The organism is Aridibaculum aurantiacum, assembly GCF_017355875.1.
Lineage (GTDB): Bacteria > Bacteroidota > Bacteroidia > Chitinophagales > Chitinophagaceae > Segetibacter > Segetibacter aurantiacus.
In genome coordinates, this window is record NZ_JAFEWC010000001.1 from 488,048 (window position 1) to 503,623 (window position 15,576).

The following is a 15,576-nucleotide window of genomic DNA, read 5'->3' on the forward strand; positions in this document are numbered from 1 at the left end:
CTGCTAATAAGATCCAACATCCGTTTTCTGTAAACAGTTAAAGTCATGCTTATGAAAACGTGGATCCTTTTGATGTCGTTGTTTTTTTGCTTACATGCTTCAGCCCAGGATAAAGTAGAAAAGGAAGAAAAAGTTCCAATGCCTGTATGGCCTGCTATGACTTTGGAAAATCCTTCCGGTAGCGGTATGCTGGGAACAATTATTCCTGGTTTCTCTTTTCAAAGTAAAAACAGGTTAGGTAATGTTTTGGATGGAAATGCTGCAGCATATTTTGGTTTAGGTGATCCGGTGAACTTTTTAGGGGCTGGAGCAACAATCAATACCTACGGGTTTACCCATACTGCCGGCAGAAGAATAAACATTGGCCATGGTGGCCTTGATCTGCATATAAACACCTTCCTGTTCAAGCAAAAAGTACTTCTTGATGCAGGGATAACCAACCTCGTTACCTGGGGTGGTGATGAAGCTTTCAGGAACTATGTCACCTTCCAGAAAAGTTTGTATATCAGTGCCAACTATATACATCAAATCAGTTCTGATTCGTATGATGAACCTTTTAGTTATGTGGCCATTACTGTAGGTGGAGGAAATGGCTATTACCAGCAGGATAAAGACTATTTACCTGGAGAGCAGGGTAAATTGAATCCATTTTTAAGTTTAGCAACTCCTATTTTTCATTCCACAAATCTCATAGCCGAATGGACTGGATTTGACATCGCTATTGGCGCATCCAGTTTTCCTTTTGAGTTTCCTTTAGGATTTAATTTTGAAGTAACAGATATAAAGTATGGTCAGCCTCGCTTCATTCTGGGGTTGTTATACAACTTCCAGTTAAAGAGTGTGGACAAAAACACCACCAAGCGTCCAATAGGTACTAAACTGGTGAGACCAACAAGGACTATATAGTATCCTCCATAGAATATATCAATGCAGTGCCTATGAGATGAGCTAGCCTCAATACTGCAGTTCATCCGCTTTCTCCATCAATATTTTTCAGATATAAATATTCTTATGCAATAGCGAGAGTTTATTATAGTTTTTGTTGCAGTAGTTGTTTACTCATTGATATGCAGCTATTTCCATGGTTGTAGCATCTTTATTTCGACCCTTATTTTACCTTGGTTTACCCCTAACTAACTTATGAAACTGCTGCTCCCCCTGCTAGCTTTTGCCATTTCATTCAATTTGTTCGCTCAAGATAGTGCAGGTCAGCAAAACCCAACATCCTCTATTTGGCCCGCTACCTCTATGAACAATCCTTCGGGAGGAGGTTCATTGGGAACTTTGATTGTAGGCGCTACCTTTCACGAAAAAACAAGATTAGGAACAAAGATGGATGGGCATGCAGGAGCATATCTCGGCCTTGGTGACCCAATAAAATACATAGGTGCAGGAGCAACTGTTAATATTTATGGACTATCCAATTCCAAAGGTGAACCTGAAAATTTAGGTAGCGGCGGCCTGGATCTTCATATAAACAGGTTTTTCTTCAAACAGAAATTAATGGTGGATGCAGGTGTTCAAAACCTGGTTTTGTGGGGAATACATCCTTCATTTATCAACTACATCACCTACCAGCGCAGCTACTATGTTGCTGCTAATTACCTGCTGAAGCTCTCGAAAAAATCATACTCTTCTCCCTTTAGCTATCTATCAATATCAGCAGGGGCCGGCAATGGTTTTTATGTTCAGGATGCCAAGCATGATATTACCAGGGGTGGTAAAATGAACCCATTTTTCTCACTAGCTACTCCCATTCTTCCTTCTACTAATCTTATTGGTGAATGGACAGGCTACGATTATGCTTTCGGCATTTCGACCTTTCCATTTCCTAAAGTCCCTCTTGGGATAAATATTGAAGTGACGGACATCAAATACCAGAGACTAAGATACATCTTTGGTATAGCTTACAATCTACAACTGCTTCATAAAGCTAGTACTAGTTCACGACCCGTAGGAACAAAATTAATAAGACCAGCAAGAACACTATAGCAACTACCTGCTCCATCTTTCTTCTTGCGTTGATACTTCTCTTCCCAATCTTCCCTCTTTACTTTCACCTCCTTCCGCTAATTTTGCGCACTGTTTAAAAAGAAATTATGCAACAACACCTGAGTGAGCAGGAGCTGATCCGTAGAGAGAAACTTGCTGAACTGCAAAGGCTGGGGATTGATCCGTACCCGGCGCCATTATATCCTGTAAATACTACCTCTGTTTTTATAAAAGAGCATTATAAGGGTGAAGAGAATAAAGCAGATTTTGCTGATGTATGCCTGGCTGGACGTATTATGAGTGTGCGTGACATGGGTAAGGCTTCATTTGCTGTTTTACAAGATGGTGTAGGAAAGATCCAGGTGTATATACGCCGCGATGATATTTGCCCTGGCGACGACAAAACAATGTATGACCAGGTTTGGAAGAAACTGGTTGACATGGGAGATATAGTGGGCGTAAAAGGTTATGTTTTCACAACCAAAATGGGAGAGATATCGGTACATGTAACCGAGTTTACGCTGCTTACTAAATCACTGAAACCACTCCCGGTAGTAAAAGAAGCAGAAGGACAAACTTTCGACGCTGTTACCGATCCTGAATTTCGCTATCGCCAGCGGTATGCTGATCTGGTAATTAACCCGCACGTAAAAGAGGTATTTGTAAAGCGCAGCAAGCTGGTTAATTCAATTCGCGAGTTTCTGAATGAACAAGGAGCATTAGAAGTAGATACACCTGTTCTGCAGGCTATTCCGGGTGGTGCAGCTGCCAGGCCTTTTGTTACACATCACAATGCGCTGGATGTTCCTTTTTACATGCGTATCGCCAACGAGCTATACCTGAAACGCCTGATCGTTGGTGGCTTCGACTGGGTGTATGAATTCAGTCGCAACTTCCGCAACGAAGGCATGGATAGAACACACAACCCGGAGTTTACAGTACTGGAGTTTTACACGGCGTACAAAGACTACGAGTGGATGATGGAAACAACCGAGCAGTTGATGGAGCGCGTTGCCATTGCCGTTAATGGTACTACCAAAGCAATGGTGGGCGATGTGGAGATTGATTTCAAAGCACCGTACCGCAGGATCAGCATATACGATGCTATTAAAGAAAATACAGGTATTGACGTAAGCGAAATGGATGAGGCGCAGCTTCGCGATGTTTGCCACCAGCTGCACATCCATGTTGAAGCAAGTATGGGCAAGGGCAAACTCATTGATGAGATCTTTGGCGAGAAGTGCGAAGGCAAATACATTCAGCCAACGTTCATTATCGATTACCCTGTTGAGATGAGTCCCCTTACCAAGAAACACCGCAGCAAACCTGGGCTGGTAGAGCGTTTTGAACTGATGGTAAATGGTAAAGAATTAGCAAACGCTTATAGTGAGTTGAACGACCCAATTGAGCAGCGTGAACGTTTTGAAGAGCAGGTGAAACTAATGGAGCGCGGTGATGACGAAGCAATGTTCATTGACTATGACTTCTTACGTGCTCTAGAATATGGTATGCCGCCAACTAGTGGTATCGGCTTCGGTATCGACAGGTGGTGTATGGTACTCACCAACCAACCAAGCATTCAAGATGTGTTGCTGTTTCCGCAGATGCGGCCAGAGAAACTGGAAGACCTGGGTGAACAAAAAGAAGAAGAAACAAAATAATAGAAGGGGCTGCAAAGCCCCTTTATTGTACCCGCTTGTAGTTGAAGTCAGATGATTTTTCTGTACCTCCAACCAATCCTTCTATACGGGCTGCTATACTGTCTGTTCCAACAAACTTGTAGATGATCCGCTGCGGGAAGTCATGCATTTTATTCTCAAAGATCCACTTGTTATTGCTTTGACTAATAAGCCTGAAGCTTACCGGTTGCTCGTTTTGATCCGGCACACTTACCCTGTACACAAGGTCTTCTTTCTCCTTCATTAGTTGTACTGTCTCCATTATAATCGTATCACTCCCGCTAATCCTGTAGCTCTTACCAGAGAATTCTTGTGCATTCAGCTTTACCCACTGTTCATAGAGAGCGCCTTTGGAGGTTTCCATTTTCCATGTGCCAACAAGTTGTTCTAAACCTTTGGATGGCTCTTGTTGCAGTAAGGCAAAATGAAGTAAGAAGAGAAAGATGTTATGCATTAGTAATGGTTGACTTGGATACAATATAAGCCCTACAAACTATTTCGCAGCATAGATGTAGCTTCTTTACCTGTTGCAACTCGCGATGCCTACTTTTGTGGCCGCACAACCTGTGATGCATGCATATACTTATAGTTGATCAAAGCACTATTCCTGTAAAAAAATACGGCGGAACTGAAAGAGTGATCTGGAGCCTGGCAAAGGAGCTGGTGCAGATGGGGCACAAGGTGACCTTCCTGGTGAAAGCGGGCTCGCATTGTGATTTTGCTAAGGTGCTTATTATTGATGAAACAAGGAAGCTGGCTGAGCAGGTGCCGCCTGATGTTGATGTGGTTCATCTGAATGTATTGCCCGATGGAGAAATGCCAAAGCCATACATCGTTACTTTTCATGGCAACATCAACCACCAGGCAGATCTTGACCTAAATACTGTTTTTGTTTCACGCAATCATGCGGCTCGTTTTGGCTCTGCCTCTTATGTGCACAACGGCCTTGACTGGAATGAATACCCCAAGCCACTGCTTGATAACCCCAGGAGCTATTTTCATTTTTTAGGCGATGCTTCGTGGCGGGTAAAAAATGTCAAAGGAGCAATAGATGTGATTACAAAAACCAAACAAGAGCGGCTGAAAGTGCTGGGAGGTCATCGCATCAACTTTAGGATGGGCTTCCGCCTCACCCTGTCGCCGCGGGTAAGTTTTGCTGGTATGGTGGGTGGTGCAGAGAAAACTAATCTACTTCAAGGCTCTAAAGGTTTAATATTTCCTGTGCGGTGGAATGAGCCGTTTGGGCTGGCAATAACCGAAAGCCTGTACATGGGCTGCCCTATATTTGGTACACCTTATGGATCCTTGCCTGAACTGGTTCACAATGACGTTGGATTTCTTTCTAACAACAGTACAGCGTTGGCGCAGGCAGTAGAAGGTGCTGATGCCTTTAGCAGAAGGCTGTGTCATGAGTACACAGCCGATGTTTTCAACAGTAAAAAAATGGCTGAAGCTTACCTTGAAAAATACCAGGTAGTAATGAATGGTGGTAAGCTAAACAAAAAGCATCCGCGGCTGCAGCAAGTACAGCAAGAAAAATTTCTTGATTGGAAGTAGTTACAAGAACAGGTCGGTATACAAAGTAGCACCGGGAACAACCGCATAATGCTCCAGGTCTGTAATGCCTTCCTGCGCCAATACTTGCTCATCTATAAATGTATTTCCCGTACACTCAGTGGCAGGTTTTTGCAAAATATAATAAGCAGCATCTGCAATGATTTCAGGCTTTCGGCTCATTTTTATTAATGCATCGCCGCCTAATAGATTTTGTACAGCAGCAGTGGCAATGGTGGTTTGAGGCCAAAGTGTATTGGCAGCTATATTGTATTTTTTCAATTCACCAGCCAGCCCCAGCGCAATCATGGTCATGTTGTACTTGCTCATGGTATACGCAACATGGCTTTTAAACCACTTCATATCCATATTCACGGGAGGCGAGAGGTTGAGAATATGGGCATTGGTGCCTTTCTTCAAATAAGGAATACATGCTTTGCTCATAAAGAAAGTGCCGCGGACATTGATGTCGTGCATCAGGTCGAAACGCTTAGGCTCGGTTTGCTCTACAGGTGTAAGCGAAATGGCTGAAGCATTGTTCACCAGGATATCGATACCTCCAAAAGTGTCTGCTGCTTTTTGTACAGCCTGCTCTACCTGCTCTTCATTTCTTATATCAAGTTGAATAGGAAAAGCCTTGCCTCCTGCACGTTCTATCTCCTCCGCAGCCGAATAGATGGTGCCGCCGAGTTTTGGGTTCTCTTCTACACTTTTAGCAGCTACAACTATATTGGCTCCTTCTGCAGCAAGGCGAAGCGCAATGGCCTTGCCTATTCCGCGGCTGGCGCCTGTAATAAAAACAGTTTTGTTTTGGAAAGACATATTGTTGCTTTGAACATGTAATATAACCCGTTACTACAGGTGCTGAACAATTTGTTTCAACACATCTCTTACAACTGGTTGGTTGATTTAGGATCCAGTATCACCGTATACTCATTCTCATCAAAGCCAATTAGCAAGTCATTGTTTTTTTCTACTACTGGTCTTTTTATCATAGAAGGATTGGCAGCCATTACAGTTAGTGCAGCCTTTTCACTTGTCACTTTTTCCTGCTCTTCAGGTGACAGCTTCCTCCAGGTCGTACCTTTTTTGTTCAGCACTTTCTCCCAGCCAAACCGGTCACTCCATTCTTTCAATTTCTTTTTATCTATACCCACCTTCTTGTAATCATGAAATTCAAATTCTATATCATGCTGCTTCAACCAATCAAGCGCTTTTTTTACTGAACTGCAATTGGGGATGCCGTATACCTTCACCATGTGCTTACTTATTTAGAAATTCGATTATTATTTCTTCTGCTTCCTTACAGGCTGTTTCAAGGTTGTGGTTTGTGATCACCCTGTCGAAAGAATGCTTGAATGACAGCTCATAGCTTGCCTTATTCAAGCGTGTTTTTATAGTTTCCTCATCATCTACTCCACGACCTTCCAGGCGATTGCGCAGTTCATCTATAGAAGGCGGCTCTATAAAAAGCGAAATAGTATTTTCCGGGTACTGCTTCTGAATGTGAATAGCCCCTTTTACATCTATGTCAAGTATTACAGCCTTCCCCTGCGACCATAGTCTCTCCATCTCCGTTTTCAACGTACCATAGTACTTGCCTTCATACACCATTTCCCATTCCATAAACTCATTCCTGTGTATCCGCTCCTGGAACTCTTCCACGGTCATAAAATAGTAATCAACACCATTTTTTTCTTTACCACGTGGCAGGCGAGTAGCTGCAGAAATGGAGAATGCCAGTTGATCATATTTTTGCAGCAGGTAGCGCGTAATACTTGTTTTGCCAGCGCCAGAAGGTGCAGTAATTACTATGATTTTTCCTTTCATATAGATAAATGAACTGCAAAGAAAACAAAGTTTGCTTTAGCAGCACAAAGCATTACAACTACCACGTGACCCATACACCAACATCTTCCTTCACATGAAGATTGTCTAGTATCCTATGCAGTGGCTGTTGTAGCTCTTAAACAAGATTGAGAAAGAGCTAAAAATTTTAGCAAAAAGCTGCCAGTAACGGAGAACGAGATCAAGGAAAAACTACCTTGCACCTGTTTTACAGGCTCAACTCTTCATGCAGCCTGTCGGCAAAGCAAAACAGGAATGAAAGCGATAGTTGATTGCAATAATTTTTATTGCTCGTGCGAAAGGTTATTCAAGCCTCATTTGAACGGGAAACCTGTTGTGGTACTTAGCAACAACGATGGATGCATTATTTCAAGAAGTGATGAAGCTAAAACATTGGGTATAAAAATGGCGCAGCCATACTTCCTTAGCAAGCCCCAACTTCAGCAGAATGGTATCACCGCTTTTAGCAGCAACTACAACTTATACGGCGACTTAAGCAAGCGTGTTATGGAAACTATGCAAAGCATGTTGCCTGCTCATTGTGTAGAGGTTTATTCAGTTGACGAAGCTTTTGTTGATCTTAGTGAAGTGCCACTGAATAAGCTAAACGAGGTGGTAAAAGAGATGAAGGAGCGCATCATGCATTGGACAGGTATTCCGGTTAGCATAGGTGTGGCACCTACAAAAACGCTGGCTAAAATTGCTAATCGACTAGCTAAAGACAACAAGGCTAAAAGTCATTGCATGCTGGTGCTTGATACTGCAGGAAAAGTGGATGCAGCACTTAAAAGAACACCTGTAGACGAGATATGGGGAGTGGGTAAACAATACGCTGCTAAAATTGAAAAGCTAGGCTACAATACAGCTTTCGATCTAAAACAGGTGCCGGAAGATTGGGCACGAACGCACTTAGGTGGTGTGGTAGGCGTGCGGCTGATAAAAGAACTAAATGGTGTTCATGCTATTGGTTTAGATGAACAGTTAGCTACTAAAAAAATGGTATCGTGTACACGTCGTTTTGGGCATCCACTGCAACAGGTGGAGCCAATGAAAGAAGCCGTTGCCATGTATGTAAGTCGTGCAGCAGAAAAACTGCGCAGGCAAAATAGTGCAGCCAAAAAAATGACTGTTTTTGTCATTGAAAAAGCACTGGATAAAGGAGATGTTTACAAGCCAAACGAGCCAATCAATAAAGTGATGGTGTTGCCTGTTGCCACCTCTAATACCAATGAGCTTATTAAACCTGCATTACAACTGTTAGAGGAATTGTACCAGCCAGGTGTGGTGTACGAAAAAGCAGGCGTCATCTTTAGCAACCTTGTTCCGGATGATTCTGTTCAGCAAAATATATTTACGCCTTCTGAAGGAACAAAGGTTTCTAAAGCCTTGATGGAAAAGATAGATAACATCAACTTCAGCATGCGCAACGAGAAGGTGAAGTTCGCCTCCTCTGGCACCAATAGGGAATGGAAAATGCGGCAGGCCTTGCTGACACCAAAATATACCTCCCGTTGGAATGAACTAAAAGATGTAGAGTAACTGGTGGAGGTTATTCTACCACCAGTTACTGTAGTTAGAACCTTACTTCCATTCCGTCTGTATTTACATACGTTGTCTTACCATTTGCCAATCTTAGCTCATACACTTCTGGCCGTCCCTGCACCTGCACCCGGCTAATGCTTGCCACCTGGAAAGTAGCAGGCTGTTTTGCAATAAAAACAGACACCGGCGCCGGAGGCTGAACCAATGGAATATCAGTTCGCATATTGATGCGCGTTCCTGATGCATCGTACGTAGATGTAACCCACGATGTGCCTGCTTTATACCTAACCGTATATTGATTGGTATCTACCTGGTTGCGTGTCCATGCAGCATTGTTACTTGCCGGAAATTCCCTGTTAAAAGAAGCAGTGATAGGTGGTGGTATTGTCCACTGGCTTTCACCTACCGTGTTTCTTACACCATCACCCCAATTGGTTTGTCCAAACTGCGCTTGTCCCGATCTATCTACAGCTCCTGATGTAGTTGTTACGCCTTCAGTAGTTGTTATTGTATTCACATTAAAAGTTGTATCGTTTCCACCTGGTACTACGGTACCTACAGTAGCACGGGCAGCAGGACCTTGCGTCACAATGGTATCAAAAGTGCGGGCAGCATTTGGCGCTGCATATACACCTTGTACAAAAGGACTATTAGGCTGTGCGTTTGAAGCACCCTGCCTGTTGATATTGGTATTGCTGGCGTTGCTCCTGTTTATCTCAGTTGGCCTGTCGTTAGGTGTAGGCGCTACAGAAGGCGAATTAGGATTGCCCCTTACAGAAGGTGAATGCCTGCTGGAAGTCTTAACTGGTGATGTATGCTGCCGGCTGTTTTGCGGGTAGTTGTCTTTGCCTTTTTTAGGTAAAGGATGTGTATTAGCCACCTGCCCCTGCGCCCATATTCCCATGGCCATGCATATGCCTATAATTAGTGTTTTCATATTCCTCATTTATGTATAAGTATTCAAAAACCATACGTCATCTTTTCTCATTGCAAACGGGATTTGCAACACCTAGTGGTTCTAATAATCAAGGCGAATATTTACCGAAACCCTTACCAGTAGCGGCTTTTATGGGGAAAGAATGCAGGTTGCGTCCAACATTTTATACAGCGGTTACACACTTGTTTAGAGGCTGCATAAACACGAAAATGGCATGTATAAACACAGCTTTTAAATAGCTAAATGCATAGAATTTGTACCCTGTAGATAAAACATGTGTTATGGCAAACTCAAACAAAAAATCTTCCACCAAGAAAGATCCTTGCTGGAAGAACTACGAGCAAAAAGGCACCAAGAAAAATAATGGAAAACAAGTACCTGATTGTGTTCCTAAGAAGAAGTAACTGTTTCTTCTTCTAACAAAACAATATCAGCTTCAACCCTCTAGCTGCGGTACTTTTGCAGGTAATGAAACGTTCCGGCTCAGCAGATCTCCCTTTACATTATGGGCAAGTACCAAAGTGGTTGGCTGACCGCATGGCGAAGCTGGGTCTTGCTATTACTGAATCTATATTAGTGGAATATGGCCAGCAGGAAATTCTGCGCAGGCTAAGCGATCCTTTTTGGTTTCAAAGCTTTGGTGCTGTGCTGGGTATGGACTGGCATTCCTCGGGCATTACTACATCAGTAATGGGAGCGCTTAAAAGAGCCATCAATCCACGGTCGAAAGAGCTGGGTATTTACATAACCGGTGGTAAGGGAAAACATTCTAAAGAAACGCCTGCTGAGTTGATGAAGATCGCTTCAGCTACGGGACTTGATGGAATGGAGCTGGTCCGCTGCAGTAAGCTAAGTGCTAAAGTAGATAATACAGCTGTTCAGGATGGTTTCCAGTTGTACATGCACAACTTCATTCTTACTGCCAATGGCGATTGGACAGTGGTACAGCAAGGCATGCGTACAGAAGATAAAACAGCAAGGAGGTATCACTGGCATTCGAGCAATCTGCAATCTTTTGTAGAAGAACCGCATACCGGTGTCTGTGGCATCAACCAGGGAGCAATTCTAAATCTTACAGCTGCTGAAGCTAAAGATTCGCGGCAGGGGATGCTGCAACTGACATTGGAAAAGCCGGAACTGATGATGCAGGAGATCCAGCAGTTGATAATGCCTCGGCATCACGATGTTCGGGCAGAGAATGTAGACCTCAAGAGGCTGGGGACAACACTTTGGCTGGCGCAGGAAAACCAGGTGTCAAATTTTGAAGAATTGCTTCTAATGGAAGGCGTTGGTCCGCGTACGGTACAATCACTTGCGTTGGTCAGCGAAGTGATACATGGTACGCCTTCGCGATTTAAAGATCCTGCACGTTTTTCTTTTGCACATGGTGGTAAAGATGGTCATCCTTTCCCTGTTCCTACTATGGTGTATGATGAAACCATCAGCAACCTGGAAAATGCTGTTCAAAAAGCTAAGTTGGATTTTTCAGAGAAGCAGGATGCGATAAAGGCTTTGCACACCATTGCAGCCCGCGCTGAAAAGGATTTTACTCCTAATAATAATTTTGATCAGCTGTTGGAAAAAGAAAGAAACGAAAGCTGGATGTATGGCGGCAAAACTGTTTTTGGCGATGCAAAGCCTCCAAGGAAGAATAAGAATAATGTGCAGTTACGCTTGTGGTAATCGTTTACGTATCTGCACATTGATTGGTTAATCTACACGTACACGGATTTTTTTACCATTTGCATTCGTGCGGGTTTCCCAGCGGGTACCAGTTGCTTTGCCATTTTTATAGTGGCCTAACTTTTTACCATTAGCACCTTTGTTGGTACTACGTACCACGCCTGTAGCAGATGCATTATTTCCTTGTGCGCCTACTTCAACGGTCTCTTGTTTTACCTTCTGCTTCTTTGTTCTTTGAGATTGGGCAGATGCTGCCAGTGTAGTTGCTGTAAGTAACAGCACGATCATTGCTTGTTTCATATCATAGGATTTCGAATGTATTTGCAAAGACTATTCCCAGCTGCACCAGTGGATGCAGCTGGCAACTTGTACATGTTTGTTTCGTTGTAATTTTATAGCGTAAGGAAAAAACATAATACTGACTTCCAATGGCTACGATAACCATCATTAGGACAAACGAATATTTGAACTACTTCAGAAATTATGGTGTGTACCTGGATGGTAAAAAAATTGGTACAATTGCTAACGGGCAAACAATGAATTATGATGTAACACCTGGTCAACATTCTCTTGTCACAAAGATTGACTGGTGCAGCAGCCCAATCCAAACCTTCCATATCACAGAAGGTGAAACAAAGATCTTCAAAGTAGGTGGTTTTAAATATGGCAACTGGCTATTACCAGCGGCAATACTTCTTATTGTTCTAGCTTATTTTGTACTGGATACGTTCTTGCTTTCAAACCTGGCTATAGTAGCTATGCTTCCTTTGTTTTTCCTTACCTACTACATAACAGCAGGACGAAAGAATTATCTACAGTTAGCAGAAGTTCAGCCTCAAACTAAGTAAAGTGCTTACTTCTAAGGTGGAACATCAGCCAACTACAAAAGTGTGCTCTTGCATCTCAACCGTGTTCATCGTGTAACTAATCCAGCTTTTCTTTTTTTAGGTGCATAAAAAAAGGAACAGCCGGGGCAGTTCCTTTTTCAATATAAATTCTTCTTCTAATCAAGGTCATAGGTCTTTTGCCCACCTTGTTCTTCTATTCCCTGGTTAAGTTTGGTTTCGCCATAATCCTTTCTTTCTGCGGTTCCTGCCCTGTCTGTTCCTGCCACTCCGCCACTATTGGTTTCGTGGTCGTCTGTACTACTTGCTGTTATACGGTCATCAGTATTGTCGCGGTTTTTATCCAGTTCATATTCTTCGGGCGACTGTAGTTTTGAATCAGCGGTAAGATAAACGCCATCGGCATCAGCTTCGCTTTCTTCTGCACGGCGGTTACGGCTGCTATTTTCTCCTTCTACAGGATTAGAAGATGATTGCTCCCTGTTTTCTTCATTATTATTATCTATCATGTTTCTCATTTTTTGTAGTGTCCCACCAATGTTATGCCACCAGCATGATTATTATCATCGGTATTACAATTGCAGGTGTTAACTTCAATCTCCCTTTTTAAGTGGTGAACATAAATACAAACTCCTATTTCCAATGAAAAGATCAGTGATCACTGGCTCTGGATGTTATATACCTACCGTAGTTAGAACCAACAATAGCTTTGCAGTCCATAAGTTTTATGCTGAAGATAAAAGCCCCATAGAAACTCCCAGTTTGGAGGTGGCAGAAAAACTAAGACAGATAACGGGCATAGCTGAAAGAAGATATATTTCTGAAGATCTTAATTGTTCTGATATAGCCACTATAGCCGCTCAGAATGCTATAGAAGATAGTGGCATTGATCCTGAAACAATAGACCAACTTATTGTAGCTCACAACTTCGGAAACGTAGTAAACAAAACCATACAAACAGATGCAGTGCCGTCGCTGGCAAGCCGGGTAAAAAATAACCTGAAGATCAGGAATCCAAAATGTGTGGCTTACGATGTGCTATTTGGGTGCCCGGGATGGGTGCAGGGTATGATACAAGCCGATGCATTTTTTAAAGCTGGTATTGCTAAACGTGCACTTATTATAGGAAGTGAAACGCTGAGCCGTGTCCTGGATGAATACGATCGTGACAGCATGATATTCAGCGATGGCGCCGGTGCTACCGTTTTGGAATACAAAGAAGTGGAAGAAAATGGTAGTGGTTTCTTAGGCAGCTGTGCTGTCACCCATTCGTTTGATGAAGCCTACTTCATCAACATGGGCCATTCATATTATCCTGAATGTGATCCTTCTGTTAGGTACATAAAAATGAAAGGCCGCAAAGTGTACGAGTACGCTATGAAGCATGTGCCTGAAGCAATGAAAGAATGTTTAGAAGTTAGTGGGGTAGATATAAAAGATGTAAAGAAGATCTTCATTCACCAGGCGAATGAAAAAATGGATGAAGGCATTATCAAAGGCTTGTATAAGCTATACGGAATAAAAGATATCAGCCCTGCTGAAATTATGCCTATGTGTATCCACTGGTTGGGTAATAGTTCGGTTGCAACAGTGCCCACATTATACGACCTGGTGGTAAAAGGAAAGGAAGAAAATCATGCACTGGAGCCAGGCGATATCATCATGTTTGCATCGGTAGGTGCAGGTATGAATATCAACGCGATCTGCTACAGGGTGTAAATATCAAGGTTACTTATACTCATAAATGGCAGCTATCGTAGCTGCCATTTGCATTTTATAATGTAGCTAAAACAGCATCCACCCGCTCCTTCAGGCTTTGCGCATCTGTATAGCCACGTGCTATCATATGAAATTTCAATTCGCCGGTTTGTAAAAAAACGGTTGGATATCCTGTAACCTGCAATTGTTTGCAAAGAGCAAATTCATAATAAGCCTTCTCCTTGTACGTGTCGCTTTGTAGTTTTTCGTAAAATCTTTCCGGTTGAATGCTGTATTTCTCCAGCAGGTGCCGGTATGCTTCATTGTCTGTAAGATCGCGTCCTTCGTAATGCAAACTGTACTGCAGGTCGTGTGCAAATTCAACAGCGCGTTCAGGATAATACTCTTTGAAAATGCACATGGCAATAGCCGGCTTTTCTGAATTAGGATACCAGTCACTCTCTTCAGGATTATTGATATGCCACAGGTAATCTTGCCCAAACTGCACACCTGAATATTCTTCCACAGTTGTGTAAGCATTTTTTATATAGCCTGCAGTTGCGCTTATGTGTACTGGTTTTTCAGGCAGTATCATGCCTCCCGATAGTACATCTGCTTCCAGTTGGTCTGCGTACTCTTCTACCAATTCTTTAATTGTTCCAGAAAATCCATAGCACCAACCACAATAAGCATCGTAGCAATAAATAAGTAAAGGCTTCATAGACGCAAATGTACTGCAGCAATGGATGCAGGTATACCATAGGTATTTCCAACATTCATTGTATTATCTAGTAGTTACCAGATGCTGATCAGGCTGGATGCAGCGAACATAGATTGAATATATCTTTTACTACGGTAAAATAGTGGTCGAACTGGTACGGCTTGGTAAAATAGGCTACGGCTCCGAGTTCTTTGCTCTGCTCCTGGTATCTTTCCAGGTCCGACGAAGTAAACATGACCACCAATAAGCTTGTAAGCCTGTCCCTTTGTTTCAGCTTTTCTAAAACCTCCAGTCCATTGGTTGTAGGAAGATTAATATCAAGAATAACGACATGAGGCAAATCTTTGATAGCCAAGTCGTTTATTAGTTCATCATCCGAAGTATAGTGAACAAGCTCTACCGGTAGTTGTGAAGTTTTTAATGCTTCGCTTATTAATTGTACATCATCAGGATCATCTTCCAATAGGTACCAAACGCAGTTCTTCATGGTCTTTATCTTTCTGATTAAACATATGGTCCGGGCGGGTCTGTTTAATTTATAGGAGAGATGGGTAAATGCAAATGTAAACAATCTCATTCTGTATCCACAAATCTTGTTCGCGCACCCAACTGACATGAGGGTCCTAATATTAATTTATTGTTACCGATAGGCTGCTGCAGCTGTAGAATGTGATGGCACATTACAAACTGCAAAAGTTGGTACACCGTTAGTAGAATAATCTATCACATGAAAACTTTCGCGATGAAACAGGAACAAAATCCTAATGGAATCAATCAGATCACTTCTGATAAGAAGCCTTTAACTATAAGTGAACTGGCGAAGCGTCATTTATTCGATCCCAATCACTCAACTACCGATGAAGAAATGCGCAACGCGCAGCTTGAACTAACAGGTAGTGTTGGCGAAGACAAGAGTTTATACGAAATTGATAATACCACACTTATTCCTCCTACAGAATTTGAGACGAAAGCAGCAAGGGAAAGTGAAGACGATGATGATAATGATAGTGGTACTGGAAGAATTCCCAATCCCTATGATGTACTTGGATAAAAAAAAGTAGCATGTTTTGTACATGC

The 15,576-nt window shown here is 42.6% G+C and carries 19 protein-coding genes; 10 read left to right on the top strand and 9 right to left on the bottom strand.

Going from position 1 to position 15,576, the window contains the following annotated elements:
- The first annotated feature begins 51 nt into the window (after positions 1-51).
- From J4N22_RS02070 to lysS, 3 genes are all read left to right on the top strand, one after another.
- The gene (locus tag J4N22_RS02070; protein WP_207492048.1) at positions 52-906 is read left to right on the top strand and encodes a hypothetical protein; all 855 of its coding nucleotides are present in this window, start codon (positions 52-54) and stop codon (positions 904-906) included.
- A 234-nt stretch (positions 907-1,140) separates the two neighbouring features.
- Positions 1,141-1,992, top strand: coding sequence for a hypothetical protein (locus J4N22_RS02075; protein ID WP_207492049.1), 852 nt, complete (start codon positions 1,141-1,143; stop codon positions 1,990-1,992).
- A gap of 107 nt (positions 1,993-2,099) precedes the next feature.
- Positions 2,100-3,653, top strand: coding sequence for a lysine--tRNA ligase (gene lysS / locus J4N22_RS02080; protein ID WP_207492050.1), 1,554 nt, complete (start codon positions 2,100-2,102; stop codon positions 3,651-3,653).
- Positions 3,654-3,675: 22 nt separating this feature from the next.
- Here the strand turns inward: lysS and J4N22_RS02085 are convergent, their stop codons facing one another.
- Positions 3,676-4,125 (bottom strand): DUF6265 family protein, encoded by a 450-nt coding sequence (locus J4N22_RS02085; RefSeq protein ID WP_207492051.1) that lies wholly within the window; start codon positions 4,123-4,125, stop codon positions 3,676-3,678.
- A 119-nt stretch (positions 4,126-4,244) separates the two neighbouring features.
- On the opposite strand from J4N22_RS02085, the gene J4N22_RS02090 reads away from it, so the two are divergent.
- On the top strand, positions 4,245-5,228 hold the full coding sequence (locus tag J4N22_RS02090; protein WP_207492052.1) for a glycosyltransferase: 984 nt from the start codon (positions 4,245-4,247) through the stop codon (positions 5,226-5,228).
- On the opposite strand, the gene J4N22_RS02095 is transcribed toward J4N22_RS02090, so the two are convergent.
- The 3 genes from J4N22_RS02095 to gmk form a co-directional block, all read right to left on the bottom strand.
- Complete coding sequence (locus J4N22_RS02095; protein WP_207492053.1) at positions 5,229-6,047, bottom strand: SDR family oxidoreductase; 819 nt, start codon at positions 6,045-6,047, stop codon at positions 5,229-5,231. It lies immediately after the preceding gene.
- A 68-nt stretch (positions 6,048-6,115) separates the two neighbouring features.
- A complete protein-coding gene (locus J4N22_RS02100) occupies positions 6,116-6,484 on the bottom strand; it encodes an ArsC family reductase (RefSeq protein ID WP_207492054.1) in 369 nt (122 codons plus the stop codon).
- Positions 6,485-6,488: 4 nt separating this feature from the next.
- Positions 6,489-7,055, bottom strand: a complete 567-nt coding sequence (gene gmk / locus J4N22_RS02105; protein WP_207492055.1) for a guanylate kinase — start codon at positions 7,053-7,055, stop codon at positions 6,489-6,491.
- Between the two features lie 273 nt (positions 7,056-7,328).
- On the opposite strand from gmk, the gene J4N22_RS02110 reads away from it, so the two are divergent.
- Positions 7,329-8,612, top strand: coding sequence for a Y-family DNA polymerase (locus J4N22_RS02110; protein WP_207492056.1), 1,284 nt, complete (start codon positions 7,329-7,331; stop codon positions 8,610-8,612).
- Between the two features lie 34 nt (positions 8,613-8,646).
- On the opposite strand, the gene J4N22_RS02115 is transcribed toward J4N22_RS02110, so the two are convergent.
- Positions 8,647-9,552: a hypothetical protein gene (locus tag J4N22_RS02115; protein WP_207492057.1), complete on the bottom strand. Its 906-nt coding sequence runs from the start codon at positions 9,550-9,552 to the stop codon at positions 8,647-8,649.
- A 281-nt stretch (positions 9,553-9,833) separates the two neighbouring features.
- Between J4N22_RS02115 and J4N22_RS20050 the strand changes: the two genes are divergently transcribed.
- Together J4N22_RS20050 and J4N22_RS02120 are read left to right on the top strand one after the other, a co-directional pair.
- Entirely contained in the window at positions 9,834-9,956 is a 123-nt protein-coding gene (locus tag J4N22_RS20050) for a hypothetical protein (RefSeq protein WP_255551654.1), read from the top strand.
- 64 nt (positions 9,957-10,020) lie between these two features.
- Positions 10,021-11,235 carry a DUF763 domain-containing protein gene (locus J4N22_RS02120; RefSeq protein WP_207492058.1) on the top strand — a complete coding sequence of 405 codons (1,215 nt, stop codon included), beginning with the start codon at positions 10,021-10,023 and terminating at the stop codon, positions 11,233-11,235.
- 27 nt (positions 11,236-11,262) lie between these two features.
- Here J4N22_RS02120 and J4N22_RS02125 read toward each other — a convergent pair whose 3' ends face one another.
- A complete protein-coding gene (locus J4N22_RS02125) occupies positions 11,263-11,535 on the bottom strand; it encodes a hypothetical protein (RefSeq protein WP_207492059.1) in 273 nt (90 codons plus the stop codon).
- A 128-nt stretch (positions 11,536-11,663) separates the two neighbouring features.
- On the opposite strand from J4N22_RS02125, the gene J4N22_RS02130 reads away from it, so the two are divergent.
- The gene (locus tag J4N22_RS02130; protein WP_207492060.1) at positions 11,664-12,083 is read left to right on the top strand and encodes a hypothetical protein; all 420 of its coding nucleotides are present in this window, start codon (positions 11,664-11,666) and stop codon (positions 12,081-12,083) included.
- A gap of 155 nt (positions 12,084-12,238) precedes the next feature.
- On the opposite strand, the gene J4N22_RS02135 is transcribed toward J4N22_RS02130, so the two are convergent.
- A complete protein-coding gene (locus J4N22_RS02135; protein ID WP_207492061.1) occupies positions 12,239-12,589 on the bottom strand; it encodes a hypothetical protein in 351 nt (116 codons plus the stop codon).
- Between the two features lie 133 nt (positions 12,590-12,722).
- Here J4N22_RS02135 and J4N22_RS02140 point away from each other — a divergent pair, with 133 nt between their 5' ends.
- A complete protein-coding gene (locus J4N22_RS02140; protein WP_207492062.1) occupies positions 12,723-13,799 on the top strand; it encodes a 3-oxoacyl-ACP synthase III family protein in 1,077 nt (358 codons plus the stop codon).
- Positions 13,800-13,854: 55 nt separating this feature from the next.
- On the opposite strand, the gene J4N22_RS02145 is transcribed toward J4N22_RS02140, so the two are convergent.
- Positions 13,855-14,499, bottom strand: coding sequence for a DsbA family protein (locus tag J4N22_RS02145; protein ID WP_207492063.1), 645 nt, complete (start codon positions 14,497-14,499; stop codon positions 13,855-13,857).
- Between the two features lie 88 nt (positions 14,500-14,587).
- Positions 14,588-14,986: a response regulator gene (locus tag J4N22_RS02150; RefSeq protein WP_207492064.1), complete on the bottom strand. Its 399-nt coding sequence runs from the start codon at positions 14,984-14,986 to the stop codon at positions 14,588-14,590.
- Positions 14,987-15,241: 255 nt separating this feature from the next.
- Between J4N22_RS02150 and J4N22_RS02155 the strand changes: the two genes are divergently transcribed.
- Positions 15,242-15,550, top strand: coding sequence for a hypothetical protein (locus tag J4N22_RS02155; RefSeq protein ID WP_207492065.1), 309 nt, complete (start codon positions 15,242-15,244; stop codon positions 15,548-15,550).
- The last annotated feature ends 26 nt before the right edge of the window (positions 15,551-15,576 follow it).